This window comes from Chryseobacterium gallinarum, from assembly GCF_001021975.1.
Classification (GTDB): Bacteria; Bacteroidota; Bacteroidia; order Flavobacteriales; family Weeksellaceae; genus Chryseobacterium; species Chryseobacterium gallinarum.
Window position 1 is genome coordinate 423,905 of sequence record NZ_CP009928.1, and the last position, 25,178, is coordinate 449,082.

Consider the following 25,178-nt stretch of genomic DNA (forward strand, 5'->3'; position numbering starts at 1 on the left):
TCTCTTTTATCATACCACCAATTACATGAAAAATACAAGGAAGGCAATCCTTTCCGATTTGCCGGAACTCGCAAAACTCTTCGACCAATACAGAGTTTTTTACCATAAGCCATCTGATATCCCTGCTGCAGAGAATTTTATCCGGGAAAGAATTGAAAATAAAGATTCCGAAATTTTTGTTGCGGAAGAAAATGGAAAGCTGACAGGTTTTGTACAGTTATACCCTATATTTTCATCTACCAGAATGCAGCGTTACTGGCTGCTCAATGACTTGTATGTCAATGAGAATTATAGAGGCAAAGGCTATTCTAAAGAACTGATTAACGAATCTAAAGAATTGTGCAGATCATCCAAAGCCTGCGGTATGTTACTGGAAACAGCTAAAAGCAATGAGGTCGGAAACCAACTATATCCGGCTTGTGGCTTTGAACTTTATGATTCTGTAAATTTTTACGAGTGGAGCAATTCATAAGCGCAAATTTCCCTTGTATTTTTAACTTATCCCCTAAAAACAACATGACAGATTTTCAAAAATATATCCAAAGATATTTAGACCAGATTCCATCCGGAGATTGGCTAGCTGAATTAAAAATTTCAGAAGAAAAAACAGTAGGAATTTACTCCAACCTTACTGAAGAACAATCCAGATTCGCTTATGCTGAAGGGAAATGGACCCTTAAAGGACTGTTGCTACATCTATCAGATACGGAAAGGGTATTTCAGTACAGAATATTAGCCTTTGCAAGAGGTGACAAAAACAATCTGCCGGGATTTGATGAAAATGAATATGCAGACCATTCTTTTGCTGATGAAAGAACTTTAGAATCTTTGCTGGAAGAATATAAGCTTGTAAGAAAATCCTCTCGGATTCTCCTGGAAACCCTTCACCCTTCTGCTTTACAAAATACGGGTATTGCCAATGGTCATGAAATTTCCGTAGAAACCATTGCAAAGTTGATTATAGGCCACAATTATCACCACCTGAATATTATTGAGGAAAGATATTTATCAAAATTGGGATGGATGTGAGAATCAAAATAAGTTTTGGCTAAAGGCCATTTCTATTGTTATGATAACACAATCATTCATTATTTTTGATATAAATCAATATATTAAACATTATTAGGAGCGGGCTTTAGCCCGCTTTTCATTAAATTAACCATCCATTGGCTTCAGCCAAAACTTAAAAGTTGTTATTTTTGATAAAAACAACACAAATGTCTTTTATCAAAATTTATATCCATCTTGTTTTCTCAACGAAAAACAGAGAATCACTACTTTCTACTTCTAACTTAAGAATAAAAGTTTGGAAACACATTAAGGAATATGCTACGGAAAAAGGAATTTTTCTGGATATGATTAATGATTACTCAGATCATTGTCATTGTTTGATTTCTTTAAGGTCTGATCAAAATATAGAAAAAGTTGTACAGTTATTAAAAGGTGAATCTTCTTATTGGATCAATAAAAATCAATTGACAAGAGGAAAATTTTCTTGGCAGGATGAATATTTTGCTGTTTCTGTTTCAGAGTCGATGATAGGTTCCGTGAGGAATTATATTAAAAATCAGGAAAAACATCATCAAAGGAAAAGTTTTATGGACGAATACAAGGGATTTATTGAAAAATACAATTTCAAAATATAATAAGTTTTGGCTAAAGCCAATGCATATATGATTTTTATTTAATGGGCTAAAGCCCATTTCTATTGATACGAATAACACAATATTCATTTATTTTTTCATGTATTTACACCAACAATATTAACTATCAATAGGAGCGCGGGCTTTAGCCCGCTTTTCATTTAAATAACCATCCATTGGCTTTAGCCAAAATTTAAAAACACACCGACATTTATATCTTAATTTTTTGCCTGAAAAACACAGATTCTCTACCTTTATCCATTCGTTTGAACCAATACAATTATGGAACATATTATCGAGATATTAAAATCCGGCGGAACTATTCTTTACCCTACAGATACCATCTGGGGAATTGGCTGTGATGCTACCAATACAGAGGCTGTCAATAAAATATTTGACATTAAAAAACGTGAAAAAAACAAATCCATGATCATTTTGGTGGAGTCTGAGAAGAGGCTTCAGGATTTGGTGGATGTCCCTGAAATGGCGTGGGAGATTATTGACCTTAGTGAAAAACCGGTAACTATTGTTTACGAAAATCCGAGAGGCCTTCCTAAAGAATTACTTGCAGAAGACGGCAGTATCGGAATCCGACTGGTAAAGAATGATTTCTGCAAAAAACTGATAACCAAACTGAATAAGCCTTTGGTTTCAACATCAGCTAATTTCAGCGGTGAAAAAAGTCCGTTACGATTTTCTGACATTTCCCCTGAAATGATTAAACTTGTTGACTATGCCGTAGAAGAAGACAGGGATAAAGTTTCAAAGTATTCAGGCTCTTCGGTGATTAAAATATGGAGTGATAACAGGATTAAAGTTCTTCGGGAATAAAAATTCTACATTGATTCTTGCATTTTTGAGGTCTTGTCAGTTCATATCGGCAGGATTTCTTTTTTTAGTTCTATCTTTGCAAAACTTCAACTATAAAACAGATGTTATGAACCATCAAGATTTTGCCCGTGAGTGGATTTCTGTCTGGAATTCTCATGATTTGGAAAGTATCCTCTCTCACTATTCTGATGATATTGAAATTACAACTCCTATGATTGCGATGGCAACGGGGGGTAAAGAAAGTTCATTAAAGGGAAAAAATACTGTTCGTGATTACTGGCAGAAAGCTTTGGATAAATTTCCGGATCTCCATTTCGAATTGATACAATCAACAGCAGGAGTAGGTTCAGTTGCATTATTTTATAAATCTATTATGGATAAACATGCTGTTGAAGTTATGTTTTTTAATGAAGAAGGTAAAATTAACAGAATGTATGCCCATTACGATTAAATGAGCAGCAAGATAGAAATTGACGCTATTACTAACGATGAAAATTAATCTTAATCAAAACAAAAATTTAAAACTTTTCAAAATAATTTCTGAGGCTGCAGACAGGAATAACCAGTCTGTATATATTGTTGGAGGCTACGTACGGGATCTTCTGATGAAAAGAAAAGCTTCTACGGATATTGATTTTGTAACCGAGCAAAACGGTATTGAACTGGCCCAGGCTGTTGCCCATGATATTGATCCCAAGTTAAAAGTTTCCGTATTCAAAACCTATGGAACGGCTATGATCAAATACAAGGAACTTGATCTTGAATTTGTAGGGGCAAGAAAAGAAAGTTATACTGAAAATAGCAGGAAACCGGAGGTAGAAGGCGGAACACTGGAAGATGACCAGAAAAGAAGAGACTTCACCATTAATGCGATGGCTATTTCTCTGAATAAGGATAATTTCGGCGAATTAATTGATCCGTTCAATGGTGTTGAAGACCTGGAAAAAGAAATCCTGAGAACACCTTTGGAACCTGCACAGACTTATTCTGATGATCCTTTGAGGATGATGAGAGCCGTTCGTTTTGCTTCGACCTTACATTTTAATATTGAAGAAAAGTCACTACAGGCCATTCGGCAGGAAGCAGAAAGAATCAAAATTGTCTCCATGGAAAGAATCATGGTTGAATTCAATAAAATCATGTTGTCTGAAAAACCTTCTGCAGGATTAAAGCTGATGGAACAAACCGGTCTTTTAAAACTGATTATTCCTGAACTGATAGACCTTAAAGGAGTAGAAGAAGTGGAAGGGCAAACCCATAAAGATAATTTTTACCACACTCTGGAAGTTGTAGATAATATTTCTGAAAATACAGACAATCTTTGGCTGCGCTGGGCTGCACTTCTCCACGACATAGGGAAAGCTCCCACAAAGAAATTTGTTGAAGGAACCGGATGGACATTCCACGGACATGAATTTCTGGGCTCAAAAATGGTAAAAACACTTTTTCAAAGATTGAAACTGCCACTGGGAAGTGATATGAAATATGTCCAGAAAATGGTAAAGCTTTCATCCCGCCCTATTGCCCTTATCACGGATGACGCTTCAGATTCAGCATTAAGGAGATTGCTTTTTGATGCCGGAGAAAACCTTGAGGATTTATTTACTCTTTGCAAAGCAGATATCACCACCAAAAACTCTAAGAAACAGGAGAAATTTAAAAAGAATTTCGAATACGTAGCAGTAAAAATCAGAGAGGTTGAGGAAAAAGACCAGGTAAGGAACTTTCAGCCTCCTATCTCCGGGGAAGAGATTATGGAGATGTTTAATCTTAAACCGGGACGCGAGATCGGTATTTTAAAAGAGAAAGTAAAAGAAGCCATTCTTGAAGGAGAAATTCCTAATGAAAAGGAAGAAGCTACAAAATTTGTGATTGCTGAAGCTGAAAAATTAGGATTGACCATATAATCTTTAACATTATAACGAAATATACAACTGCCGGATGTTCTCATCCGGCAGTTGTATTGAGGCTTTCATCCAAGTAAGGAACAAAGCCGGCCGGCTTCTACGAAGCCGGCCGGAAAAAAACACAAATGATGAAAAAAATAAAAAATTATATTTTTATACTGTATTGTACCTTATGCTATGGATTTACTACAGCACTATTAGCTCCTAAACCGCCTGTGTTAAAAGAGGATATTTTAGCTCCTGTAGCTGCGGAATATACTGACATTTCGCTATTGGCTTTAAAGCCTTTAACATCTGAGGTAAAAATTCTGCCATCAACAACTGAAAAACCATATAATACAAAATAAGCAGGTCCATTATCCTGAACTGTAATAAACGCATTAGCAGGAACTGTTGGAGCCGTTACGCTTGTTGTATAAATCTTATTTCCTGAACTGAAATAGAATTTACCATTATCAATCTGAAGATTTGTCCCGTTTGCAATACCTGTTAATGTGATCACCGGACTAAGGGCTCCTGTACTTGAGATCTTATAGATATAAGAATCTGTTGCTGTTCCTGAAATCGTATACACATCAGAATTATAGGAAACTGTTCTACCAATCTGCCCGTTTGGAATGGTAATTTCCGTTTTAGCATCATTGGAAGTGTTGATATAGGTAATTTTGTTTCCATATCCTGATGAAGCATTCTGAACGAAAACATTACCTCCCGCTTCTACAATTTTATCAGCCACCTCGGTGAAATCCATCTTGCTTACAAATGAAAAGTCAGAGATTTTATATTTCGTTACACTATATACTCCTGTCGAGAAATTCGTATTGGAAACGTAGATAAATCCATTGGCAAAAGTAATCCCTCTTGGATTATTGATTTGATCAGTGATTACGGCTACCTTTTTAAAAGTGATACGGTCTACCACCACAATTTTGTTTGAATTGTTGACAACCAGATAAGCGTATTTTCCATTAATAGCTATCGTTTGAAGAACATCTCCCAATATTTCATTGGAATTGTTCCCGGTCTTGTTGTTAAAACCATAAATATCATCCTGCTTTAACGCCAAGTCTCTTGTAAGAAACATTACGTTAGCACCATTGCTGTTAAAATTTCCTTCGTTGGCAATAAAGTATCCGTTCTGATACGTTAACTGAGGTACCGGAATCTCATTACTATCGCTGCTACATGAAATGTTGAACAATAGTACAAATGCAAAAAATACAGTTAAAAGTCTGGTTAGTTTCATATATATTCAATTTTAATTTTAAAAATTTATTGCGGCATACACACTGTAATTTCTTTTAGGCAAAGGGTAAAAAGAAACCGTTTTATAATAAGTATCGGTAACATTATTCACTTTGAACCCTAAAGTATATTTCTTAGAAATCGTTGCTGACATTCCCGCATTTAAAATAAAATAGGGGTCAATCGCTGTTTTCCGCTCTTCATCACTGGTTGTATAGGTAAGACCATTTATTAATCCCTGTGCAAAAAATCTGAAGAAACCGTACTCATAATCAATACCCGCCATTCCTCTGTGCATTGGAATATAAGGTCTCTGTTTCTGAGTTTCCTTATCAATTGATCTTGCATAATAATAGCCTGCGTTGGCTTTGATCCTATGCTTACCAAATTGCTGATAAAAAGACAGATGGGATTCCAGTCCGTAAGATTCTGCTTTATTAACATTAAAGGCCTGCCAATATCCATTGGCAGTAGGCAGCCAGACAATGAGATCCGTAATGTTCATATAATAAGGCGTCACATTAAGCTTAAAACTTCCAATTTTAAACTCATTGTTCATATCCACCTGGGTAGAAATTTCCGGTCTTAAATCTTTATTACCTCCCGGCTCATAATATATATCATTAAAGGAAGGATACCTGAAATTTTTTGAAAAGTTAAGTCCCAGATTATACCAGTGAGAGGTATTCCATTTCCCTGAAAATGAATACATGACCGGAGAAGTGACATTTTCCACAAAATCTTTTTTAAATCCTCCTTCAAAACGCAGGTTCTTTGTAGCAAAATACCTTAATAATCCGGAAACGGAACCTACGTTTCTGCTTACATCAGAAATTCCGCTTTTATAGCCTTCTCCTTTGTTCACCTGAAATTCCCCGATAAGGTTAATGTTCCATTTTGAATTCAGAAAATAATTAAAATCATTTTTCAAAATATAATTTTTTCCTGTACCACCACTGGATTTGGGAAGGTCCAACGCTCCGAAATACTGAAAGTTTTCTTCTGTATAGGCTGCTTTGAAGGCGTTGCTGAACTTTATTGCATTCCAGTCCCAGGCGATCAGGCTCCTTATGCTTTGGGTCTTATATTTTGTCTTTGTTGCGGTTTCTTCAAATACGGGATAATGCTGTGAAGAGTCAAAAAACTGACTTTGCCACGAAATCTTGTGATCATCCGTTATTTTATAGGACGCACCTACATTGAAGGTTGTATTATAGTAATTACCGTTTCTGTTGATATAATCCAGATCACTGACTTCATAATCGTTCTGGCTTACAGAATAGTTTCCGGATGCCTTAAAGCTGAATCTTTCATTGCTGTAAGAACCTTTCACAAAATTATTAAAGGTATTAAAGGATGCTACTTCTGAAAATACCGAACCATGAAAACCTTTATTAAAATCCAGGATATTATTCAGGTGAATACTCCCTCCGATCGCTCCACTTCCATAGACTACACTACCGCCACCTGCTTTTATACCAATCTGGTCATATCCGAACAGGGGTATATTATTGATATCTCCCTGTCCCAGAAAATTAGAATTGATATTGATTCCGTTCCATACAAAAGCAGTCTGCTGGGCAGAAGTTCCTCTGAACGCCGGAGAAGAAACCGCACCACGTCCGTTTTCTTTGATATAAACCTGTGATTGAAACCTTAATAATTCTGAAAGGTTGGTAGAATTTCTATCCACCTCTTCAGCTGAGATGGTATTTACCGGGTGAAAAAGCTTCACCCTGTTCATCTGGTTGTCGAAGACATAAATAGTATCAATACTTTTTTCCTGTGCCAGAAGAAGGCAGCCATAAGACGAAAAAAGCAGTACTAAAGATCGTTTTATACCCATACTTTTTACTTTTCCTCCGAAAGCATTATATTTTGATTATCATTCTGGCAGGTCTCCTGACTTTCGCTTTCTGCACCTTCCCGTTATTACACAGTGGTTCAAAGCAGAAACTTTTATTGCGATTTACAGTTGCGGGGACAGTCCGGGAGTTACACCCGATTCCCTTTTCATTCCAATATACTGGAAACCAAAATTTTTTGCAAAGATAGCTTTTTAAATGTATTGCACAAAAACCGGAATTGTTGCAAAAAGGTCTTTTAATAAAAAAGCAGCTTCCGGTATTGAAAGCTGCTTTTGCCGTATGATAATACAGTTGATTATTTTCCCATAACCTCTGTAATAGGATTTCCAACATTTCCACTCGGGAACTGGATTTTTAACAATGAAGAAACTGTAGGGGCAATATCCGTCATATGATACGCTTTATTACTTTCTCCATGCTGAACTCCCCACCCCATAAAGATCAATGGAATGTGTGAGTCATAAGAATTCCATACACTGTGTGTGGTTCCGGTTTTAGAATACGGAGGAAGCATAGAATCGTGGGAAATCAACTGGATATCCCCACTTCTCTGTCTGTTGATCCCGTTGATAATTCTCTGCCTGATAGGCTCCGGAATACTGGATTCCTGAACCTTGTCTACCGAAACAGCGTATAGAACAGTTGGGTCTTTTTCGAGTTCCTTAACAGTGAAGTTTCTTACATCATCCAACTCAAGTTTAGAATCTGCCAAAACTTTCCTGTCAAAATAAATCTGATAATTATCAATTGCATTGATCAGTTTATCGGCTCCAAATTTATCTTTAAGTTTCTGGTTTAGATTTTTTTCAGCTCCTTCTCCGAAAAAACCTGTAGGAATTTTATGTTCTTTAAGGAATCCTACAGAATGAGCACCTCCATGATCAGCAGAAAGGAAAACGGTGTACTCTCCTTTACCCACTTTAGAATCCAGGTATTTGAAAAACTCTGCCAGGTCCTGATCCAGTCTGATATAAACATCTTCTACTTCGATTGAATTAGGCCCGAATTTATGCCCGGCATAATCTGTTGAAGCCAGGTTGATAGCTAAAAAGTCAGTAATAGCATCTCCACCCAGTTTTTCACCTTCTACAGAAGCTTCCGCCAGCTTCAACGTCAATGTATTTCCAAAAGGGGTATAACGGATATTATCTTTTTTAGCCTGATAATCTTTGGCTAGATCATTGTAAGGGAATGTAGGGGTTTTCGCACTTCCCAATAATCCTTCCCAAGGGGAATTGTCTGGTGCGCTTTCCGTATACTGATTAATCGGAAGCAAGGTATTCCAGCCGTTTGCAACTAATTTCTCAGGTAAGTTCTGAGCGTTGAATGATTTTACCCACTGAGGCAGATCATTCATATACCATGTACTGGTGATAAAGTTTCCGGTGCTGTCATCAAACCAGAAAGCCCCGTTAGGAGTGTGTCCTGCCGGAAGAATAGAAGCCCGGTCTTTCAAGGAAACCCCGATTACTTTTCCCTGGAAATTGGTTGCCAACCTCAACTCATCGGTTACCGTTGTAGACCAAAGGTTTTTCGGAGAGTGGCTTCCGGTTTTGGTATTGGTAGTTCCTACCGGCTGAACGCTCTCATCAGCAGTACAGTATACCCCTTTACCTGTTTCCTTATCTGTCCAGTCATTTCCTGCAATACCGTGGATTGCCGGAACAGATCCCGTATAGATACATGTATGTCCTAAAGCGGTAATGGTAGGAACATAAGGAATGTGTACATTATTTAAAGAATATCCTGTATTCAAGAGTCTTTTGAAACCGTCGTTCCCGTATTTACCATAAAAACGGTATAAATAGTCCCAACGCATCTGGTCTACAACCAGGCCTACTACCAATTTAGGTCTTTCTAATTGAGAATTTTTGTTCTTCTGCGCATTGATTGTAATTACGGACAAGAAAGTAGCTGCCGCAATTGAAATATTCCTAAGCATCCAAGTAAATTTTTATTGACCACAAATTTAGGGGTTTTGAAAGTTTTAGAGTATGAAATTTTACTTAATTTTGATTATTATATAAATTTATCAATCTACAGCTGTGATTCAGAAGTATCCTGAGCCTAGATTTCCTGAAGATGACTGTCATCACAGTTTTTTTACAAGATATAGATAACATGCCAATAATGTTGTTAAACTATTGGTAAAATCAATAATACCTTTTCTATGGATATAAAAAAACTACTGAAACTAACCGATAATCCCAGCCTCACATGGGGACATAACGGTTATACAACAGACAGGATATATTCAGTTTCTTCCATCGAATATGCAGGGTCTTTTGAATTTTCATTAAGAGAAAAATCTTTCCCTTACACCAAAGTCTGGGAAACCGGTAGTGAAGATATTGAAGAGCTTAATCTTATCATTGAAAAAGGTCATTCTTTTGGTGCTTTTATTAATAATGAACTGATAGGCTGGATCATCTGTGAGCAAAGAACATGGAATAACAGTTTCTATATTGAAAACATCCTGATTGACGAAAAATACAGGAGACTGGGAGTAGGAATACAGCTGATTAAAAATGCCGTAAAAGAAGCCAGGAAATTAAACTGTCGGGTTATAGAACTCGAAACCCAAAACACCAATTACCCCGCCATACAGTTTTACAGAAGGATGGGTTTCAATATTACGGGGGTGAATACAAGGCTTTATGACAATGCGGAAGAAATAGCGCTTTTCATGACGTTAGATATAGAATAGTTTTGGCTATAGCGCGGATAATGTATGTATATTGGAAGCGGCTAAAGCCACTCCCTGTTGATATTTCATAACATTTTTTTTATTCACTTCACTTTCGGCACTACAATCAGGCTTTCATTTCCAGAAATGGTTACCGCTTGTACTGCAAAGAAATAATTATCTTTAGAATAAGGCAAACTGATGGAATTTTCTTTGGTAAAGGTTTTTTTCTGCCATATTGAGGCATCTGTTTCACGCATCAGCACATAATATCCTGCTACTTCTACCGATCGAGGTTTTTCCCAGGAAAGAGTTGTAAAGTTGGTAAGTTTATCCGCTTCAATCTTTACATTTTCAGGTTTTGAAGGTGACTTTGCCAGATTGGCCAGAACGGCAATATTGATCCCGACATTCTTTTTAAAATAATCAAAATCCATAAATTGCGGTAAATCTCCATACTGAACGCCATTCTCTTTTCTGATATCTTGATGCTGGTGGTTGAAGTTTTCGTTAAACTCCGTCAGCCGTACTGCGGGGAATCCTTTTTCCACAAAAGGAGTATGGTCGCCGCCTCTCAGAAACCGATCATTTCTGTAAATCAATTTCACCTGGAAATTATCTGTATAACGCTCCCCCACTTCTTTAATGTACCTTGCCAGTTGCCTGGAATCTCCGTCGTTCTCTAAACCGAATTTTCTGATTTCGGAAGCCTTTTTATCCAGTTCATACTGAGGTAGTCCTTCTGAAAAGACTCTCAGCTGATATCCATTGATAAGATTTGTTTCACTGCTCAGATTGTTTGAAATCATATCATTATTGAGCAGGGCTTCTAATTGCCAGCCTTCATTTTTCGCTTTTTCTGCCAGCATTTTTGATCCTAATAAGCCTTGTTCTTCCCCTGAAAAAGCCACCAATACAATACTTGCCGGAAATTTAGAAGTACTCAATATCCTTGCGCTTTCTATAAGGGCGGCTACTCCGCTGCCGTCATCATTGGCACCAGGGGCATTATCTTTTATATTCATGACATCGGTTACTCTCGAATCCAGGTGTCCGCTCATCATAAACAACCGTTTATCATCGGGATTGGTCCCATGAATGATAGCGATAACATTTCCTAAATCGGTAGGACGATCGATTCTTTTGCCGTCAGGCTGGATCAGCTGGCTTTGCATAAAAATTTCCATTCTTCCTTCCGCATTTTTCGAATAATCCCTGAACTTTTTCAATACCCATTTTTTTGCGGCTCCGATCCCCCTTTTAGGATCTGTGGCAGAACTCATGGTATGCCTGGTTCCAAAGCTTACCAAAGCATTAATATGTGCCTTTAGTGAATCTGTATTAACCTGTGATACATATTTTACAATTTCCGGATCCTGACGAATAATTTGTTGAGCTTGAAATGTGATGGGAATGAGAGACAAAGTGAAAATTATTTTTTTCATAATATAGTATCAATTAATCTTTTGTAATATGTTTTAGATCAATAAAATTAGGAAAAAAGACGGCAAATAAATTGTTTTAATTACTACTTTCCTCAGTATTCTCTTATTTTTTTTGATACAATTTCAGTAATTTCGGAAAAAATAATCTTTACAGATGGATACCAGAAAAAATGTGTTAGAAAAAATGTCGGATCAGGAGCTTGAACAATATATAAAGCCAGACAGTAAATTTGTTCCACAAGCCATTCAATATGCTTATGAAATTTTACAATCCAGAGGAAGATCATTTACCCATGACGAGCAGGAACACATCAATACCATACTTTCTATAACTGAAGGAAATAAAACAATAACAATACATCCTAACTATACGAAAGCCTCCAATCTCATCTACTTATCGGGAGCTGCAGGAATTGCAAGCCTGATCTGGACATCGGAACAATTGAATTCAGGTCTGGCTATTGTTATTTCTATAGCCATAACTGCCTTTGTTTTCGGAATAGGATATATAATGGGAAAAGGAAATGAAGTAGCCAGGTATCTGTTTATCATTTTTTTTATCTTAGGTCTCATCGGAATTCCAACATTAGTAAACCATTTAAGCACCAATCCTGTTCTCGGAATAATAAACATTATCCAATTGATTCTCCAAACCTGGGCAGTGATACTTCTTTTAAAAATTCCTAAAAATAAAAAAGTATAAACACTTTATACGGAAAACCAGAAACCTTAAGCAAATTCATAAAACAAAGAATTTTATTAATGAAAATTTTTTAACTATTAAAATACAATGAAAACATTAATCTACTCCCCTTAAAACGAAAAAGCGAAATTAATTAGTAAGTAAAAAAAGCTGAAAAAGCCCATTAATAAAAGATTTACGAGTATATTGAAGCCTCGTATTGAAAAAAAACGAAACGCCGAAAAATTACTATTCGCTACCATTTTATTACTATTAAAAAAAGATTTTCGCCATCATATAGCCCCTTTTTGGGGCTTTTTATTTTCTCAAACATACAAATTTACTATTCTATATAAAGACCTTGTAGTAAAGCGTTTCCTAAGTGCTGAAATAAATTTATTTAATCATCCTGACGGAAAAAAATATTGGATCTATGTATTTCTTGGGATTTCTCTTAAAAAGATGCTTTTTTGAGTTGGGGTTGCAGTTGGGGTTGCATTTGGGGTTGCAAAACCCGGTTTTTTAAGTTGGATTCAACTATATATAGGGGCTAAAAAACGTCAAAAAAAGCACTATTTTAAATTATTCAACTATATATAGGGACATCACGTTGTAAATTTACACTGCTGATAAACAGTAATTTACTCTAACATTGATTAAAATACTTTCTATTTTCGGTTATTATATACAATTCTACTACTATGATTACGTCTTACACAACCCAATACTAAAAATATTCTTCTTATATCATCAACCTTTACTTCAAATGGCTCATGTATTAAACGTCCCTTTTCTGATCCATCTTCCCATCTTTCGGTGTTATCGGAACAAAGTAATACAGTTTCTTTTTTTGTTCCTTTTTGTATTCTTTTCAAAGTTCTATATTCAGAAGTTTCTATTCCATAATCCTGGCCATACATTAATAACGATTTATCATAAACTTCTTTCAAAGCCGCAATACTGCCGGTATAATTTGGCATGCTGTCACCATGAACCCTCATTGCTGCAGTTGCATCCCTAAACCAATCTCCGGCATCAATAAATTCAACGGGATCCGTAATTGGTGTCATATCCACCTCTACCTGCCCCGCTGTAATTATACCATCATAAAGCGGAATTAATCTTGGGGCGTAAATTTCTTTAGCTTTTTCAAGTGTTATTAATCCCTCGGATTTATTAATATTTTCCTTTAGCATTTCTCCTTTTCCAACAATAAGCCATTCAGAATCAATTTTTATAAACTTGTTTATAATAGCCTGTATTATTTCAAAACTTACAAGTGGATATTTACCACTTCGGGTATCAATTGTAAATAATCTGTTGATTCTTGGCTGGCTGATTCCGATTTCCTTACTGAAGCGTAATACATTGCCATCGCAAAAATAATCTATAACATTTTTAACCCTTTGGTTTTCAATAGGTAAATTCATTTGTAATTAATTTTTTATAAACATGTTTATAAAAAATTTGGATTTATTAAAAACATGTTTATATATTTGTGAAAACATTTGAACAAATGTATAATAAAAATTTGATTTATCATGGAAAATAAGCAAAAAGAGAAAATTTACTATGGAGATTATCAGCTACTTGGCGAAATGTTAGACGCTTCATCTCATGCCGCGCGGATGAGATATAAAAGAAACGAAAAAGAGGCGGTCAAAGTAATGAATATGATACATGAAAACCGAAAACGACTGGTTCGGGACTACAGAAAAAGTTTACAAATAGATTAGGATAGATTTATTAACGAGATAAAAAAGAGATTATGCCGCACGAATGGGGAAATTTATTAGTAGTTACGAAAGACGAGCTTATCCCAAAATACTATAATTGCATGGGTACTTTAAAATCGGAAATCCACAGATACAAAGATTTACCTTATGGAATCAAAAAGGTTCAGAAAGGAGGCAATGGCAGACAGATGTATATTGATTTTGACAGCCTTTCAAAAGAAGTACAGGATAGCATGGGTGATCCACGCAAAATGAGACATCCTTTACTTTCATTTTTTGAATTTGATGCAACTGCAGTACGTTACTACACTGATTTCAGATTTGAGGACGGAACACCATTAAAAGAAAGTTTCAAAGAAGAATATATAACCAATGCCAGTGTACTTATTGCAGCCGAAAAATTAAGACAGGCGCGTTTAACAGAGTGGAAAAAATTAAAAAAAACTTCAGGGCGTGGGTTAATGCCTTCCATCATCACAGATGTTACGACATTTAACGAGTTCCTGCCAAAGGTATATAACACCACCCACACCATACCTTCATCCCACAGAGGGTTTGACCGGGTTTGGAAACCTTTCTTTCATTCTTTTGATGACGGACTCAATTTTGAAAGCCTGATTTCCGGTAAACTGAAAAACCAGAACCGAAAATTAATGACCGACGAAATGATGGCTCTACTCAATGATATGTTTGCCGGACAGGATTATAAACCTTCCCGTACTCAGGTCGCCGATCAATATCAGGCTTTTTTAAACGGTGAACTGGATATTATCAGTAAAGAAACCGGAGAGGAATACGACTGTACCAATCCAAATTTCAGGGAAATGTCCGACAATTCAATTATTGCGTGGCTTGGTAAATGGGAAAACAAGATCGGAACCTTTGCGAAACGTTCCGGTGACCGTCAGAAATTGATGCAGGAGTTTACTCCACCACATAAGCTAACCAAAATTAAGGAGGCGGGAACGCTGATTTCCATAGACGACAGACAGCCACCATTTATGTATAATGAAAACAGGAAACGTCCCTGGTTCTATATGGGTATTGATGTGGGAAGCGAAGCGTGGACTTGTTGGGTTTGGGGAAAGGATAAAAAAGGAATCATTATTGAGTTTTACCGCCAGATGATCAGAAACTACTCAGAATGGGGCTTTAACCTTCCGCTTGGGCTGGAATGCGAAAGTTCATTAAACAGTGGATTTAAGGATACTTTCTTGCGCAACGGGGCAATGTTTGACCGTGTGAACATCTATAAGAACCGTGCAAGGTCAAAAGTTGTAGAGCGAAAATTTGAGGAATTAAGATACCGCCACGAAAAAAGCCGCTTAGGATGGATGGCAAGACCTCACGCCTTGAAAGAAGAAAATCAGAAAAGCGGAGAAGAAGAAATCATTATCCCTTTTGACACGATTGTAGACCAATCGCTCAGCGATATTGAAACGTGGAATAATATGCCTCATTCTGTTCATACCGATAAAACCCGATGGGAAGTATTTTGTGAGATGCAGAACAAAAATACACAACCCACCAACTGGGCAGCAATCCTTCCTCATATTGGTAAAACGGAAAAGTCAAGCTGTAATGCCGGAATTATCAAATTCAGAAATACAACTTTTGTTTTAGGTCTGGACGGCGAAATTGCGTTGAATGATGATTTAATAAGGCTCTTAAAGTATGTTAATGGCAAAGAGTTTACGATTTACTGGCTTGACGGGAACGATGGGAATGTTTTAAAAGCGATGATTTATTATGATGATATTATGCTTTGTGATTTAGTTCCACAGCCGGAATATTCAAGATCAATTCACGAAAGAGACGAGCAGGGTGAAATCAACCGGAGGTTAATGAGTGCATACGAGAACACAGTTAACAAATTCATGGCTCAGCGTAAACGTGAAATTGATCAGGTCTTAATTATCGACCACCGTAAAAAAACACTGAACAATAAATTTCAGATTGCAGGTCGAAAAAAATATATTCCTAACAATAGTACACCAGAAGAAGTGTTCTCTGACGCTGAGGAAAGCAGCTACAACCACAACTCGAATACATCAACTGTGAGAAGTTGGGCAGCAAATTTTTAACAAACCAAAAATAAAATAGATATGATAACATTAGAACAAAAACAAAACATCCGTACTGCAGTACTTAACGGCAGGGAAAAATTCAAAGGAACTGATACCGCCTACGCAAAATCATTAGGTATCGACAGCATGGCTTACGGTCAAATAAAAGATGGAATGATTGAGAATATATTGTCATTGGGGCAATGGCTGAATATTGGCAGCAAATTCCAAACAGCGAAGAATGACTATGAAATGAAATTGGTAAAAACCGAGGTTTACCTTGCTATGGAAGACAACTTCAATTTTTGCCAAGCTACAAAAACATCAATGATTTTGGTAGATGACTGTGGGATCGGAAAAACACGGTGTGCAATGGATATTGTCTCCAAAATGAAAAATGCGTTTTATGTGGACTGTTCCCAGTCGCAGACTAAAATACGCTTTGTAAAACAACTGGCTGCCGCGTTAGGCTGCGATACCACCGGAAAATATTATGACATCTTGGAAACGGTAAAATATGCCTTGAATATTATTGAAAATCCGTTTGTCTGCGTGGATGAGTTCGGAGATTTAGAATACAACGCCTATTTGGAGTTAAAAGGAATCATGAACGCCACCAAGCATAACTGCACTTGGTACGCAATGGGAGCCGATGGGTTACGTGCAAAAATTACAAAAGGAATTAACAATCATAAAGTAGGTTTTGCGGAAATTTTCAGCCGCCTTTCCGATGACTTCGTGACACTGGTTCCAAAAAAACCTGAGGAACGAAAAGAATTTTATTTAAAGCTGTTCGGGGACGTAGCCTATGTCAACCTAAAAAATAAAAATGAGGTTAACGAAGTGGTCAAAAAATGTATGGTCAAAGTCGCCAATCCATTTGAAGGAAAGCAAAAAGGGGAACAAGGCGGGCGCATCAAATCACTCAGATATTTAGAAACATTGTTAAAGGTCAGGGAATAATGAAGGCACTATCAGTAAAACAAGCGTTTTCCATTGTGTTTAAACTGTTTGAATTTACTGGACTTTGGCTTCAAGCTTTTGGAAAACCGGAAACCACCGGTTTTTGGTACTTGGGTGGAGGAGAAAAGAACGGAAAATCAACTTTCGCCATGATGCTGGCTAAATACCTTACCACATTTGGAAAAGTGCTTTATATATCCGCAGAGGAAGGATTATCGAAGGACATTATCGCCGCTATGAAATTTGCGGGATTATCAGATAAAGACAAAAAATTTCACATTATAGATTACGAGCCGTGGGAGCAACTTCAGGCTCGTTTTAGCTCCCGAAAATGCGCTAAAATCATTTTTATAGATAATTCAACAATCTACAGGGACGAGATCACAAGGAAGATGGTATCAGAATTAAAACAGAACCATCCCAATAAATTAATAATAATGGTTTGCCACGAAGTAAAAGGACTGCCGGACAACGCTCTGGCAACAACATGGAGAAAGCTCGCTAAAATCATTATTCAGGCAGAAGGACTAAAAGCCATTATTTCCGGCAGATGTCCGGGAGGCACATTAATGATCAATGAAGAAAAAGCGAATCTTTATTGGGGAACAAAATAAAATTAGAAATACAATGAACAACGACATATTATTAAAAATTCTACAACTGGACAGCCTTGTCAGGTTTTTAGACTGGACGGAACGGGTAAGGATCCATTTGTACAGAGGAGAGAAATTTAACTCTACAACGCCAAAAATTCTGGCTGCGTATGAGTGGATCATCAATGAAAACTGGGAACCGCCGGTGATGCATTACGGGGAAGACCGCTTTCAATATTTCCATGATCCGGAATTAGACCTGTGGGTAGAAACTGAAAATTATTTAAACTATTTCCCGGAATACAAACCGGAATTAACCAAACTTATATTTTAGGACATGGAAGCCACAGAATTATTGGATGAGATTTTGAAAAATTATACTTTGGCGACAACCGTCTCGCAGCAAATACAGGCTCATCAAAAGAATATAGCCCTTTTAAACGGCGAATCGAAGAAAACCTATGATAAGGGATATAAAGACGGGAAACGCGACGGTAAAAAGGAGAAAATCGACAACCTTATACAGAAGAACTAATTATTAAAAATTACAAATTATGAATATCGAAGAACTATTAAAAAGACCAATTGACGAATTGTCTGCAGAAGAAATGGAAGCCGTACTCAACCATAAAAGAAAAATGGAGGCAGATCGGCAGGAAAAAGAAAAGCGTGCCTATGAAGCTGAAAGGGACAGCGATATGGGAGAATTGATTGCCTTAGCTCTGGAAGTTGAAAGCAAATCGTATTTATTGAAAAAACTTACTCATGCCAAGATGGAAAAACACCAGGAGAAATTAAATGAGTACGGAAAAATCCGTAGCAATTCCAAAGGGGGATTTTCTTTGATGCACAGTGATAAAACAATCAGAATTAAACGCCGCCGTGATACACAGCCCACTTGGGACGAAAGGAGTACTAAAGCTTTGGAGTTGATCCGCGCATTCCTGTACGACACTGTGAAAAAGAGGGACAAAGATTTATTTGAAATGTTGATCGGGTTTTTAGTAAAAAACAAAAAAGGTGATCTCGACTATGCAAGTGTAATGAATTTATTAAGCCATGAAACGCGTTTTGATGATCCAAGATGGAAAGAGGGTTTAAGGCTTTTGAAACAGAGTTACAGCAATTTTTTGAAAGGTTACCAGTATGATTTCGAGAAACAGAATGAAGAAGGTAAATTTGAAAGAATAGAACTCAATTTCTCGGCTCTGTAATACTTACATTTTCAACGTTTAAAATTATCGGGAAAACCCCCGAATTTATCAAAATTAGAATACCATAAATACAATAATAATGGTTGATTTAAAATAAACTCCCTTATTAGCTTTGCCAATAAGGGAGTATTTTATTTCTGTGGAGTACTCTTACTTCAATCTCACTATAACATCATAAGTAAACATTGACGAATTCCAGTTGTTTCTGCTACAAACAAATTTATATAGATCGTATGCCTGTTGTATATTCGTAACTCCCCCCAATTCATAGGTTTCATTTTTTGCCTGATTGAAATAAACAGCTGTTTTCATTTCTAATTAATGATTTTGATATTGTTTAATTTTATATATTCATTTGCAACAGATAAACTATTGAAATCTCCTCTCATATTTTCTCCTTCAATTTTAACCCCACCGTCTGAATAAATTCTATAATTCAAAATTTCACCGTCTTGTGTTTGTAAATTCCCCTCGGGTTTTTTCATGCTTAAATTGCTCATAATGAATGTGCTATAATGTTATTTTGTACAGCAAATATAAAACATAGCTGTTATATAAAGCAAGCTAAAGCCTTAAATAAATCCTTCTTTAACTTACTCAGGAGAATATTTTATCACTATATTAGTATAAAAGATATTATCATGGAAAAAAAAGAGGAAAACGACAGTCAGGAACTATGTAATGATTGCAAAAATCTGATCGGCAAAGGTAGGTATGACTCCCCGCATGAAAATCTAAAAAATACAGGTTTTAGACCTTTTGAATCAATGTTCGGTTCAGTAGACGAGTATTATTACACGTGTAAAATTTGCGGAACTGACTGGCTTCATGAAAAAGGATCTTACGGAGAAGGCTGGGTTCCTAACCAAAGATTAAATTAACAATCATTTTTGTATATAATCAATAAAAGTAATTATTATGGCAGATTTAAGAGGAGTAAAGGTGACTGAGAAATATTCAGGAACTAAATTTGAGGGGAAATTTCATATATGGTTTACTAAAAGTTATGATACTGGAGAAACTTTTCTTTACGCTATCATTGAGAATAATCACGGAAAAGTAGATTATTACGATTTAGAATCCTATGACATCGAATTTTTACTGGATAAAAATTAATCAGTGGATAAAAATAAAAAAGCATCCGAATGGATGCTTTTTTATTTTTATCCAGATGAGAATATATTATTGAAATTGCAGACTTTATTCACCATTGAGAATATTATCTAAAATTTCATAAATTATTCCTACACTGGTCATTTTGGGGTCTTGTTTTATTAAGTCATTGACAATGTCAACTAATTTGGTTAAGGTGTAAAGATTTTCATAAGTGATTCCGTTCCATTCAAATGTTTTTTTTCTGTCTGCTTCTTTTATGTCTAAGAAGCAAAATTTAGAATCTTCGTCAATATAATTTTCGGCGTAAACATCAATTGATTCATACTTAATATTGATAGAATTCTCCTCTAAAAATTCATATATTGTATTTGTTCTAATAGCCTCTATTATCTCGATAAATTTCATTAAAATATTGTTTTAGGGGTTGATATTTCTCTGTTTTCTGATTTGACTTTGTAAAATTTGTTAACAAATAAGATATTTAGTAAACAAAGTATCAGTAATAGGACTATTAGAGAAATTATTTCTTTTTTATTCATCTTCCTAACTATTATAGATTTGGATTTATTTATGCAATATCATATCCATCTTAAAACTAAGATGTAATTTAAAATGTTAAATGACTTTGATTGCCTATAGTATGAGGTAAAGGGATATTACTGAATAGTAATTTTTCTAATAGATAATTCTCTCAAATCTTTTGATGTTATTTTGTGTTTCTAAGATTTCGAGAGGATAATATGCTTCTAAGATTTGCTATGTAAGAATTTAATTATAGTTGTAACCTACATTTCTCTTTTATATATTATATCTCCTACAAATAAAATAAAAAGTAACCTTCACTAAATATAATTTCACCTATTGTAGGTGTTATTGGTTTAAAAGTTTGGGCATTAATGCCCAAACTTAAAAAAATTATAAGAGTACTACATTTAAATCTTTCCATAAATCTGCTCTCTTACCCCACCGGGAATAACCCATTCGTTGTAACTTAGTTCTGAAGGCTGGAACTCAATACCTGTACATCCCGCTTGTTCAATATCATTTTTCAATTTTTCTGAAACATAATATCCTAATCCCCCAGTAACATATTTCAAAGCAAAAAAATCTTCAACAATTATATTTTCATACAGTGCTAACTTTTCAATTGTAATTATTTCAAGTTTTTCTTTTGCCTTGTGTACGTAATCTTCAAAATCTCTTAATGAATTAATTTTTAATATAACTTGTTCTGTTCCTCCTCCAACTTTTTTCTTGCTATAAACAATCTTTGAGTTTGCAAAATCAATATACTCTTGATTTAACTCATACAAGTTTAACAACCAATAATCATTATAGGTTTCATTCTTTTTAATGATGTTTATATTAAAAAATTGAATACCCGTTTTTCTATATTTTTCTATTATTGACTTTAGCTTACCACTCAAAATTAATTTTGAAGATACTACACCTCCATCCATTATTAGGTCAGTTATTTTGGAGTTGGCAAAAAGCTCAATATCTACTAAGTAAGGCTCAAAATCAATCTTTTCATTATAAACATTACCAATAAATTTTGGTTCTTCCCAAAAAAGCTTTCCAGTGGGAATCTTAAGTTTATAATCTTTAATAAAGTTATCATTACCTCTTAACTTTGTATTTAGCGTAAAATTTATCTTATAATACTTCATAATCTAAAATACTAAATCATTTAAATGTGTATTAGGGTTATTAATAATGGCTTGTCTTGCATCATTAATAATATCCATTAACGCATCATAACATTGATTAGGAGTTGCATTGGGGTTTAATTGTTTAAATTGCTCCAATTTAGTGAAAATTCTATTATTGTAAAGATTGTGATTTGGTTGATTTCTCCATGATGCCACAGCAATACCATTTAAGGCTTCATTCAAATGAAATGCGTTCATTGATTTAGCGGCTTTTTGTACAATAGGATGTGTCTGTATATTATATGCCCAAGGTATAATGTGATGTGCCTGTTTTGTAACGTCAGTTAATTTTAGAACTTTTCTTAATTGGCTTGAATAGCCAAATTTAATTAACCCATCTGTACCAACAACCCATTTTAGTAATTGTCTGGAAGCTATATCAGAAGCATTCATGACTTTTACTCCAAATTTTGATCCTGATGCAAACCAACCTGCAATAGGTATTGCCGAAGCATAACTTAAACTTGCATTCAATCCGTCACCTTGTATGGTATAGATCACACCATTTGTTATGTCACATACTTCACCAATAACAGGAACTAATCCTCCTAAATCTAATAACAATTGTATGGTTTCTCGAGACGCTTCCCAGAAACATTTTGCCTTACTCCATTCTGGATAGAATTTTCTGTTAAACTTATAATTGGCAACAATCATTTTAGTTTTTTCTTGAATCAGATGTTGCGGGACAATAATTATAGAAGGACAACATTGGTTTAATACATTTTCTATTTGGGCGTCAGTCATACTTTCAACATCTGCATAAGATGTAAACGCCACAAATGCCTCATTGGTTTCTTTTACAACTTCTTCTTCGTATGGTGATGCTTCAATTTCTTTATTAACATTTACTAACTCTGTTAATTCATCTGTCGATAACGAAGTAAGCTTGTTTCTATAACCATATTCATATCCTTGAATAAACCATCTTTGGAATTGTTCCCATGATACGTCCGGATTATTAATTAGAAACTTTAAAGTGAAATTTGCAAACTTGAAATTATTCAACTTTACAGTTGTATCAGTATTATTCTGTGTGTTGAACCATGAAGCTATGTTGGTGAGGTTTTGTGTTAAAAAATCATCCCCAGACCCTCCTATCCTAAAATAATCTTTAATAGTAAATAACACTCCATTATATGCGGCTAATGAGCTTACCTGATGATTTAAAGATAACAAATATTGCTGTACCTGTATATCAAGCTGTCGCTCAGCCTCACAAACTGAGTCGCCTTCAGCACACATATTAAACATATCATCAAATGATTGAAAGATAAATGTGTTGTATGGATTTGTTGGGTTTTCTATATAACCGCCTCCAACACCACCAGAACCTCCACCAGAACCTCCAGTAGAACCGCCTCCGGTAGAACCACCACCTGTAGAACCACCTCCAGTAGAACCACCTCCAGTAGAACCGCCCCCGGTAGATCCACCACCTGTAGATCCACCACCTGTAGAACCACCTCCGGTAGAACCACCTCCGGTAGAACCGCCACCGCCGCCATCGCCACCATCGCCACAGTGGTTATAAGCCGCAATAATTTGAGCAGGTTGAGCAGCTTGACCCGTACCTAATGCAGTACAACTACCATCTCCATATTCATGATTTCCACCGGCTGTACAAGGATTAGTCTCATAAACATATTCCCAACATCCTTCATAATATGAATAGGTTGAACCTCTTCCTGTAATAGAAAGATTATTGATGACATAAGATTTAATTTTACCAGTTAAATTCACTGGCTCACCATTCATATATCGATCCTTTTCCTCTTTTGTGAGATTATATTGTATTAATGCTCCCGAATAAGTATTATCAGAATTTTCTCTCAATACAAGATTTTCTATTATACTATTTGGAAAAGTTCTGGATACAGGAATTGTATAGGTTCTTTTTGTACCATCAGTAATTTCTAAAACGTGATCCGTTTCAATAATAGCTCCATCTAAAATGGGATCCTGTGGAGTTTTTGCGGTAGCGGTAGTTTGCCTAAAAAAATTATTCTTGAGTTTTTCAACTTCTTTGTAAAGAGGCAACTTGCTTTCAAATTCTTTTTTGTTTAGAACCGCAATGTTTTTATTAAAATGTTGTTCTTGTTCCTGTTCTAAAGCAAAGCTTTCATTTCTACAAGACTGAATACTAAATAATAGGGATAAGACCAATCCCATTAGAATTAAAAAATTCTTTTTCATGGTTAAATAATTAATAAATTGTTATTTGATGATTAAGAGTTGTTTCATATCTAAATTGAAACTGCCATTTAAGGTGGGGAACGGTGTCACCGCGTATTCTTTCCATAATTTTTGTGTTGTTTTTTAATATTTTAATTCGACGTCAATTATAAGTAAAATCACTCATTTACTACATAGGTATTTTCCCCGTATTTTTATAGGTAACTTCCCCCGTTTTACTCATTCATAATTAAAAAGTAGAACCGCCCGTTTTTTTCAAGCATTAATTGGGCAGTTCTACAAAGTCCCTTTTACGGGAACATCACCAGTATCTCCATACTGTAAAACTAATAACCATGAATTTTTAATATTTTCTCAGGTAAGCTAAAATTCGGCGATCCGCCAATTCCTAAAAATGGAAAGGTGCGGAACTAAAGCCAATCCGACAAGGAGGTACTGCGAAGAACCCGACGCCCAGAAAGACTTAGCCCGCACCCATATAGTAAGCACGGGCGTAAGTCTATCGAGTTTGGGCGTTAGAAGATTCGCAGTTTTCCTTGTCCAAAACGATAGCTTACGCTGTGTATCGTTAAAATTGTGAGCCAAATTTAATAATTTTTTTGAAAACAATACTACCGTATTTTTACGGTATTTCGTAATAACATTTTATTTTTTCTGTATAGCTTTGTTTGATTTAGGGAAAACAGATCTATAATAGTAAGTGCTTCAAAATTTATTACTTTTGAGTATGGATTATTTAAAGTATATAAATGATTTAGAGTCTTTGCAAAAGAATGATAGGCGATGGATGTATTTACAATTATTAAATATTATAAAGGGCATAAGCAACCAGACTCATATTGAGGAGTTTAAAATTAAATTAAGACTGATTTATAAAGAAGTTTTGAAAACTCCCAATCCGATAAGGATGAGTGACGGTAGTGTAAGTGATGAAAAAGCCCTTATGGTACTTGATAGCTTAATTATTTCAATAATAGATCTATTAAACGATTATTACGGAAATTACAAATATATTAATGGCAAATAAACGCCAACTTGCACGAAATGAGAATACTTTTTACTTTTGTATTATGGCAGAAGTAAAAGACACAAAACAAGACGATATTATTAAGCGAAATGAGCGTATTCGTAAACGCTTTGCTTATTATACCGATACTAAACATCTCGATAGTGAGCATGTATTAGACCTGCTTGCAGATGAATATATCGGATCATTGAAAAGAGAGACAATTTGGTTAATTGTCAGAAGAACCGGGCATTACAAAAACCTTTAAT

Annotated in this window: 28 protein-coding genes and 1 riboswitch; of the genes, 19 read left to right on the top strand and 9 right to left on the bottom strand. The window is 35.5% G+C overall.

Features of this window, described 5'->3' with window-relative positions:
- Window positions 1-25: 25 nt before the first annotated feature.
- From OK18_RS01885 to OK18_RS01910, 6 genes are all read left to right on the top strand, one after another.
- Window positions 26-472: a GNAT family N-acetyltransferase gene (locus tag OK18_RS01885; RefSeq protein WP_053326891.1), complete on the top strand. Its 447-nt coding sequence runs from the start codon at window positions 26-28 to the stop codon at window positions 470-472.
- 44 nt (window positions 473-516) lie between these two features.
- Entirely contained in the window at window positions 517-1,029 is a 513-nt protein-coding gene (locus tag OK18_RS01890; protein ID WP_053326892.1) for a DinB family protein, read from the top strand.
- A 188-nt stretch (window positions 1,030-1,217) separates the two neighbouring features.
- Window positions 1,218-1,646: an IS200/IS605 family transposase gene (gene tnpA / locus OK18_RS01895; protein ID WP_053326893.1), complete on the top strand. Its 429-nt coding sequence runs from the start codon at window positions 1,218-1,220 to the stop codon at window positions 1,644-1,646.
- 279 nt (window positions 1,647-1,925) lie between these two features.
- The gene (locus OK18_RS01900; protein WP_053326894.1) at window positions 1,926-2,474 is read left to right on the top strand and encodes an L-threonylcarbamoyladenylate synthase; all 549 of its coding nucleotides are present in this window, start codon (window positions 1,926-1,928) and stop codon (window positions 2,472-2,474) included.
- 106 nt (window positions 2,475-2,580) lie between these two features.
- Window positions 2,581-2,925: a nuclear transport factor 2 family protein gene (locus tag OK18_RS01905; RefSeq protein ID WP_050020034.1), complete on the top strand. Its 345-nt coding sequence runs from the start codon at window positions 2,581-2,583 to the stop codon at window positions 2,923-2,925.
- 37 nt (window positions 2,926-2,962) lie between these two features.
- On the top strand, window positions 2,963-4,381 hold the full coding sequence (locus OK18_RS01910; RefSeq protein ID WP_053326895.1) for a CCA tRNA nucleotidyltransferase: 1,419 nt from the start codon (window positions 2,963-2,965) through the stop codon (window positions 4,379-4,381).
- 175 nt (window positions 4,382-4,556) lie between these two features.
- Here OK18_RS01910 and OK18_RS01915 read toward each other — a convergent pair whose 3' ends face one another.
- The 3 genes from OK18_RS01915 to pafA all read right to left on the bottom strand — a co-directional run bounded on the left by OK18_RS01915 (window position 4,557) and on the right by pafA (window position 9,436).
- A complete protein-coding gene (locus OK18_RS01915) occupies window positions 4,557-5,627 on the bottom strand; it encodes a DUF5074 domain-containing protein (RefSeq protein ID WP_050020033.1) in 1,071 nt (356 codons plus the stop codon).
- Between the two features lie 18 nt (window positions 5,628-5,645).
- On the bottom strand, window positions 5,646-7,472 hold the full coding sequence (locus tag OK18_RS01920; RefSeq protein ID WP_053326896.1) for a TonB-dependent receptor plug domain-containing protein: 1,827 nt from the start codon (window positions 7,470-7,472) through the stop codon (window positions 5,646-5,648).
- 29 nt (window positions 7,473-7,501) lie between these two features.
- Window positions 7,502-7,679, bottom strand: a riboswitch (cobalamin riboswitch).
- A gap of 110 nt (window positions 7,680-7,789) precedes the next feature.
- Window positions 7,790-9,436 (bottom strand): alkaline phosphatase PafA, encoded by a 1,647-nt coding sequence (gene pafA, locus OK18_RS01925; protein ID WP_050020030.1) that lies wholly within the window; start codon window positions 9,434-9,436, stop codon window positions 7,790-7,792.
- 228 nt (window positions 9,437-9,664) lie between these two features.
- Here pafA and OK18_RS01930 point away from each other — a divergent pair, with 228 nt between their 5' ends.
- Window positions 9,665-10,201, top strand: a complete 537-nt coding sequence (locus OK18_RS01930; RefSeq protein ID WP_053326897.1) for a GNAT family N-acetyltransferase — start codon at window positions 9,665-9,667, stop codon at window positions 10,199-10,201.
- An 83-nt stretch (window positions 10,202-10,284) separates the two neighbouring features.
- Here the strand turns inward: OK18_RS01930 and OK18_RS01935 are convergent, their stop codons facing one another.
- On the bottom strand, window positions 10,285-11,625 hold the full coding sequence (locus OK18_RS01935; protein WP_053326898.1) for a M28 family metallopeptidase: 1,341 nt from the start codon (window positions 11,623-11,625) through the stop codon (window positions 10,285-10,287).
- Between the two features lie 154 nt (window positions 11,626-11,779).
- Between OK18_RS01935 and OK18_RS01940 the strand changes: the two genes are divergently transcribed.
- Window positions 11,780-12,328: a hypothetical protein gene (locus OK18_RS01940; RefSeq protein ID WP_053326899.1), complete on the top strand. Its 549-nt coding sequence runs from the start codon at window positions 11,780-11,782 to the stop codon at window positions 12,326-12,328.
- A 647-nt stretch (window positions 12,329-12,975) separates the two neighbouring features.
- Here OK18_RS01940 and OK18_RS01950 read toward each other — a convergent pair.
- The gene (locus tag OK18_RS01950) at window positions 12,976-13,737 is read right to left on the bottom strand and encodes a S24 family peptidase (RefSeq protein ID WP_053326901.1); all 762 of its coding nucleotides are present in this window, start codon (window positions 13,735-13,737) and stop codon (window positions 12,976-12,978) included.
- A gap of 111 nt (window positions 13,738-13,848) precedes the next feature.
- Here OK18_RS01950 and OK18_RS01955 point away from each other — a divergent pair, with 111 nt between their 5' ends.
- Genes OK18_RS01955 through OK18_RS01985 form a run of 7 tightly spaced genes read left to right on the top strand, consistent with a single transcriptional unit; the run spans window position 13,849 to window position 18,879 of the window.
- On the top strand, window positions 13,849-14,043 hold the full coding sequence (locus OK18_RS01955; protein WP_053326902.1) for a hypothetical protein: 195 nt from the start codon (window positions 13,849-13,851) through the stop codon (window positions 14,041-14,043).
- A 32-nt stretch (window positions 14,044-14,075) separates the two neighbouring features.
- On the top strand, window positions 14,076-16,127 hold the full coding sequence (locus OK18_RS01960; protein ID WP_082129115.1) for a hypothetical protein: 2,052 nt from the start codon (window positions 14,076-14,078) through the stop codon (window positions 16,125-16,127).
- 21 nt (window positions 16,128-16,148) lie between these two features.
- Entirely contained in the window at window positions 16,149-17,072 is a 924-nt protein-coding gene (locus OK18_RS01965; protein WP_053326903.1) for a hypothetical protein, read from the top strand.
- Window positions 17,072-17,686 carry an AAA family ATPase gene (locus tag OK18_RS01970; protein WP_053326904.1) on the top strand — a complete coding sequence of 205 codons (615 nt, stop codon included), beginning with the start codon at window positions 17,072-17,074 and terminating at the stop codon, window positions 17,684-17,686. Before OK18_RS01965 ends, OK18_RS01970 begins: the two co-directional genes overlap by 1 nt.
- Before the next feature lie 13 nt (window positions 17,687-17,699).
- Window positions 17,700-17,999: a hypothetical protein gene (locus OK18_RS01975; RefSeq protein WP_053326905.1), complete on the top strand. Its 300-nt coding sequence runs from the start codon at window positions 17,700-17,702 to the stop codon at window positions 17,997-17,999.
- Between the two features lie 3 nt (window positions 18,000-18,002).
- Complete coding sequence (locus tag OK18_RS01980; protein ID WP_053326906.1) at window positions 18,003-18,200, top strand: hypothetical protein; 198 nt, start codon at window positions 18,003-18,005, stop codon at window positions 18,198-18,200.
- Window positions 18,201-18,219: 19 nt separating this feature from the next.
- Entirely contained in the window at window positions 18,220-18,879 is a 660-nt protein-coding gene (locus OK18_RS01985) for a DUF3164 family protein (protein ID WP_053326907.1), read from the top strand.
- A gap of 314 nt (window positions 18,880-19,193) precedes the next feature.
- On the opposite strand, the gene OK18_RS01990 is transcribed toward OK18_RS01985, so the two are convergent.
- Window positions 19,194-19,364 carry a hypothetical protein gene (locus OK18_RS01990; RefSeq protein WP_156173197.1) on the bottom strand — a complete coding sequence of 57 codons (171 nt, stop codon included), beginning with the start codon at window positions 19,362-19,364 and terminating at the stop codon, window positions 19,194-19,196.
- Window positions 19,365-19,520: 156 nt separating this feature from the next.
- Here OK18_RS01990 and OK18_RS01995 point away from each other — a divergent pair, with 156 nt between their 5' ends.
- Together OK18_RS01995 and OK18_RS02000 are read left to right on the top strand one after the other, a co-directional pair.
- On the top strand, window positions 19,521-19,760 hold the full coding sequence (locus OK18_RS01995) for a hypothetical protein (protein WP_053326909.1): 240 nt from the start codon (window positions 19,521-19,523) through the stop codon (window positions 19,758-19,760).
- 37 nt (window positions 19,761-19,797) lie between these two features.
- Window positions 19,798-19,995: a hypothetical protein gene (locus tag OK18_RS02000; RefSeq protein ID WP_053326910.1), complete on the top strand. Its 198-nt coding sequence runs from the start codon at window positions 19,798-19,800 to the stop codon at window positions 19,993-19,995.
- 84 nt (window positions 19,996-20,079) lie between these two features.
- Here the strand turns inward: OK18_RS02000 and OK18_RS02005 are convergent, their stop codons facing one another.
- From OK18_RS02005 to OK18_RS21570, 3 genes are all read right to left on the bottom strand, one after another.
- Window positions 20,080-20,400 carry a hypothetical protein gene (locus tag OK18_RS02005; RefSeq protein ID WP_053326911.1) on the bottom strand — a complete coding sequence of 107 codons (321 nt, stop codon included), beginning with the start codon at window positions 20,398-20,400 and terminating at the stop codon, window positions 20,080-20,082.
- Window positions 20,401-20,927: 527 nt separating this feature from the next.
- Window positions 20,928-21,665: an imm11 family protein gene (locus OK18_RS02010; RefSeq protein WP_053326912.1), complete on the bottom strand. Its 738-nt coding sequence runs from the start codon at window positions 21,663-21,665 to the stop codon at window positions 20,928-20,930.
- Window positions 21,666-21,668: 3 nt separating this feature from the next.
- Window positions 21,669-23,903 carry an AHH domain-containing protein gene (locus OK18_RS21570; RefSeq protein WP_053326913.1) on the bottom strand — a complete coding sequence of 745 codons (2,235 nt, stop codon included), beginning with the start codon at window positions 23,901-23,903 and terminating at the stop codon, window positions 21,669-21,671.
- A 727-nt stretch (window positions 23,904-24,630) separates the two neighbouring features.
- Between OK18_RS21570 and OK18_RS02020 the strand changes: the two genes are divergently transcribed.
- The gene (locus OK18_RS02020; RefSeq protein ID WP_053326914.1) at window positions 24,631-24,930 is read left to right on the top strand and encodes a hypothetical protein; all 300 of its coding nucleotides are present in this window, start codon (window positions 24,631-24,633) and stop codon (window positions 24,928-24,930) included.
- A complete protein-coding gene (locus OK18_RS02025) occupies window positions 24,920-25,177 on the top strand; it encodes a hypothetical protein (RefSeq protein ID WP_156173198.1) in 258 nt (85 codons plus the stop codon). The genes OK18_RS02020 and OK18_RS02025 overlap by 11 nt, the downstream gene beginning before the upstream one ends.
- Window position 25,178: the final 1 nt, after the last annotated feature.

Coding starts and splice junctions, on each gene's coding strand:
- OK18_RS02025 (WP_156173198.1), top strand. CDS start 24,920: ATGGCAAATAAACGCCAACTTGCACGAAATGAGAATACTTTTTACTTT.
- OK18_RS01940 (WP_053326899.1), top strand. CDS start 11,780: ATGGATACCAGAAAAAATGTGTTAGAAAAAATGTCGGATCAGGAGCTT.
- OK18_RS01890 (WP_053326892.1), top strand. CDS start 517: ATGACAGATTTTCAAAAATATATCCAAAGATATTTAGACCAGATTCCA.
- OK18_RS01905 (WP_050020034.1), top strand. CDS start 2,581: ATGAACCATCAAGATTTTGCCCGTGAGTGGATTTCTGTCTGGAATTCT.
- OK18_RS01935 (WP_053326898.1), bottom strand. CDS start 11,625: ATGAAAAAAATAATTTTCACTTTGTCTCTCATTCCCATCACATTTCAA.
- OK18_RS01960 (WP_082129115.1), top strand. CDS start 14,076: ATGCCGCACGAATGGGGAAATTTATTAGTAGTTACGAAAGACGAGCTT.
- OK18_RS01885 (WP_053326891.1), top strand. CDS start 26: ATGAAAAATACAAGGAAGGCAATCCTTTCCGATTTGCCGGAACTCGCA.
- OK18_RS21570 (WP_053326913.1), bottom strand. CDS start 23,903: ATGAAAAAGAATTTTTTAATTCTAATGGGATTGGTCTTATCCCTATTA.
- OK18_RS01965 (WP_053326903.1), top strand. CDS start 16,149: ATGATAACATTAGAACAAAAACAAAACATCCGTACTGCAGTACTTAAC.
- OK18_RS01985 (WP_053326907.1), top strand. CDS start 18,220: ATGAATATCGAAGAACTATTAAAAAGACCAATTGACGAATTGTCTGCA.
- OK18_RS01975 (WP_053326905.1), top strand. CDS start 17,700: ATGAACAACGACATATTATTAAAAATTCTACAACTGGACAGCCTTGTC.
- OK18_RS01930 (WP_053326897.1), top strand. CDS start 9,665: ATGGATATAAAAAAACTACTGAAACTAACCGATAATCCCAGCCTCACA.
- OK18_RS02005 (WP_053326911.1), bottom strand. CDS start 20,400: ATGAAATTTATCGAGATAATAGAGGCTATTAGAACAAATACAATATAT.
- OK18_RS01980 (WP_053326906.1), top strand. CDS start 18,003: ATGGAAGCCACAGAATTATTGGATGAGATTTTGAAAAATTATACTTTG.
- tnpA (WP_053326893.1), top strand. CDS start 1,218: ATGTCTTTTATCAAAATTTATATCCATCTTGTTTTCTCAACGAAAAAC.
- pafA (WP_050020030.1), bottom strand. CDS start 9,436: ATGCTTAGGAATATTTCAATTGCGGCAGCTACTTTCTTGTCCGTAATT.
- OK18_RS02000 (WP_053326910.1), top strand. CDS start 19,798: ATGGCAGATTTAAGAGGAGTAAAGGTGACTGAGAAATATTCAGGAACT.
- OK18_RS01920 (WP_053326896.1), bottom strand. CDS start 7,472: ATGGGTATAAAACGATCTTTAGTACTGCTTTTTTCGTCTTATGGCTGC.
- OK18_RS01900 (WP_053326894.1), top strand. CDS start 1,926: ATGGAACATATTATCGAGATATTAAAATCCGGCGGAACTATTCTTTAC.
- OK18_RS02020 (WP_053326914.1), top strand. CDS start 24,631: ATGGATTATTTAAAGTATATAAATGATTTAGAGTCTTTGCAAAAGAAT.
- OK18_RS01915 (WP_050020033.1), bottom strand. CDS start 5,627: ATGAAACTAACCAGACTTTTAACTGTATTTTTTGCATTTGTACTATTG.
- OK18_RS01955 (WP_053326902.1), top strand. CDS start 13,849: ATGGAAAATAAGCAAAAAGAGAAAATTTACTATGGAGATTATCAGCTA.
- OK18_RS01910 (WP_053326895.1), top strand. CDS start 2,963: ATGAAAATTAATCTTAATCAAAACAAAAATTTAAAACTTTTCAAAATA.
- OK18_RS01970 (WP_053326904.1), top strand. CDS start 17,072: ATGAAGGCACTATCAGTAAAACAAGCGTTTTCCATTGTGTTTAAACTG.
- OK18_RS02010 (WP_053326912.1), bottom strand. CDS start 21,665: ATGAAGTATTATAAGATAAATTTTACGCTAAATACAAAGTTAAGAGGT.
- OK18_RS01950 (WP_053326901.1), bottom strand. CDS start 13,737: ATGAATTTACCTATTGAAAACCAAAGGGTTAAAAATGTTATAGATTAT.
- OK18_RS01990 (WP_156173197.1), bottom strand. CDS start 19,364: ATGAAAAAACCCGAGGGGAATTTACAAACACAAGACGGTGAAATTTTG.
- OK18_RS01995 (WP_053326909.1), top strand. CDS start 19,521: ATGGAAAAAAAAGAGGAAAACGACAGTCAGGAACTATGTAATGATTGC.